Below are 2227 nucleotides of genomic sequence, written 5' to 3'. Positions count from 1 at the left end.
ACCGGATAGCCGCCCCGGTGCGGAGACGCAAGGGACGGCCCTAGACGTGCCGAAAGTGGCGTGTAAGCAGTGTGAGCGGCGTGTGAAGTACCCGGAGATGATGCCGTACAAGATGACGTGTCCGGACTGTGGCCGGACGATGAAGAAGCGGGAGGCGGCGGAGAAGCTCGAACAGAAGGCCGACGAGAAGGGGAAGGACGAGACCGTGGACACGCAGGTGGTGTGAGGCGGATGGGGTCTACCTACAGAATTAAGTGCCGGGCAGGACAGGTGGAGGTGTAACTAGCGATTCGCGAAAATCGGGGGAGAACCCGACCTAGAACATCAGGTTCTACCCCCGCCGGACGCTTAGGTCTAACGACCGGGGCGAGCCGGGTGTTCAGAGGGCGCTCAGCGGTCCGTGAGCGGCGTCTGTGCCCGTCTCAACAGCCGCCGGGAGGGAGCGAGACCTTGCGGTGCGCGAGGTCCGTGGGACCGGACCGAGCGCCGAGCGACCGTGATGAGGGAGGACCGACCGGGACGACCGACCTCCTCGGCGGTGCGGGGCGGGCGGCGGTCGGTGCGGACGTGTGCGGGGCGTTGGGATGCCATGAGACGACCGGCCTGCTGGTGGTCGAGCAGGGCGGCGAGAGGCGTGTTCTGTGCCCGGACCACGCCCGGAGGTGGTCCGGGTGAGTGCCCCAGCCGCCGCAGGCGGCGATAGGCCCGCCGACGGTTCGTCTTCTCGGCCTTCCAAGAACAACCGTCAAGACCGTTCTAAGCCCCCTGAGCCGGTCGAACCGGGAGACCTTCCCGGCGGGACGGGACTGAGGCCCCTGAGCGTGGAGCCGGGGCGACGACTGAGGGACGAGGCGGTGCTGGAAGTGAGCGACGGACCGCAGGCCCGACCGTGGTACTCGGTGGTCGATGCGTGGAGAGACTGGTACAGCGGCTACCTCGGGAGCCACATCGAGTTTGAGAACAGTGAGGGCGAGATAGGCCGTACAGCCCTTGAGAACAGCTATATGCCGGACTACGGAAAGCGGTACTACGCGAAGCTGAAGGACTTCGAGCGGGGTGTTCAACGGGAGTTCGACGGGATGACGACGGTGATGCTGACGTTCACGGCGAGCCACCGGAACGCCGACGGCGGCTGGCGGTGCCCGGCGGACCACATGAGGGACATCATGGATGGGTACGACGCTGCCCGGAAACAGCTACATCAAGTCCTGAGCGGGCAGAAATGGGAGTATGCGAGGGTGTGGGAACCACACGCCGACGGATACGGCCACCTGCACATGGCGGTCTTCGTCGAGGACGGCGGCGGCGATCTCCGAGCGGAACAGTTCCGGTCGGTGATGGAGAGCCACGTTCGGAACTGTGGCCCAGCTGGGCGAGAGGCGCACCAGGTCGAGGGCGACGACGCGGCGGTATCGGTGAACGACGACGTGGAGAACCTTGGTTCCTACGTGAGTGAGTATATCGGAATCTTCGGGGATGAGACGCTGAACCGACCGATGAAGGAACAGATGTTCTATGCGGTGACGTGGGCGACGAACACGCGGCGAGTCGATTTCTCGAACGGGGCACAGGAGATGATGAACCGGGAGCAGACCCGGAGGCAGTTCCGGCGAGAGACGGACGGCTTAGAGCCTGAGGACTGCCCTGAGGGGTTCGAGGAGTGGCAGGAGGAGCAGGAGGAAGACGACGGGGCGGTATCAGAGTGGACCGTAGAGTCCATCTGTACGGTATCGTACGGTTCTCCGGAGTATGCCGACCCGACTACGGGCGGTGTGGAGACGACGGCGATAGAGGGGCGTTCTGGAGTGGACCCACCGCCGAGCTTCGAGTAGCCAGACCCCGGCGTCTAGAATCGTTTAACGAGAGACTCTGAAATCCCGATTATGGCGATTTAGACGGGTAGAAGGTCTATAGACCCCATACAGTTAGACGGTTTTTGTAGAGGGACCACTACAGCGGAGACATGGAAGTCAAATGTCCGCTGTGCGGGGAGTTTGAAGGTGAGGCAAAGAGCGTTCAGGCACACATCTCGCGGATGACCGATGAGGTCCACAAGGGCCTCACTGGGTCGGAGGTGCTGAACAGTCCGGGGTCCGGGCAACCGGATAGCCGCCCCGGTGCGGAGACGCAAGGGACGGCCCTAGACGTGCCGAAAGTGGCGTGTAAGCAGTGTGAGCGGCGTGTGAAGTACCCGGAGATGATGCCGTACAAGATGACGTGTCCGGAC

Annotated in this window: 3 protein-coding genes; all 3 read left to right on the top strand. The window is 63.6% G+C overall.

All coding sequences use genetic code 11. The features are described 5' to 3' along the window. The coding region (locus NDI86_RS22075; RefSeq protein ID WP_310902441.1) for a hypothetical protein at window positions 1-226 on the top strand (226 nt) is incomplete at its 5' end. Between the two features lie 595 nt (window positions 227-821). Continuing rightward, window positions 822-1832 (top strand): rolling circle replication-associated protein, encoded by a 1011-nt coding sequence (locus tag NDI86_RS22070; protein WP_310902440.1) that lies wholly within the window; start codon window positions 822-824, stop codon window positions 1830-1832. 131 nt (window positions 1833-1963) lie between these two features. Beyond that, a partial coding sequence (locus tag NDI86_RS22065) for a hypothetical protein (protein ID WP_310902439.1) occupies window positions 1964-2227 on the top strand: 264 nt, incomplete at its 3' end.

This window comes from Haloarcula onubensis, from assembly GCF_031624605.1.
Lineage (GTDB): Archaea > Halobacteriota > Halobacteria > Halobacteriales > Haloarculaceae > Haloarcula > Haloarcula onubensis.
Note: the sequence above shows the minus strand (reverse complement) of the source record. Positions and strands in the feature narration are given on the sequence as shown.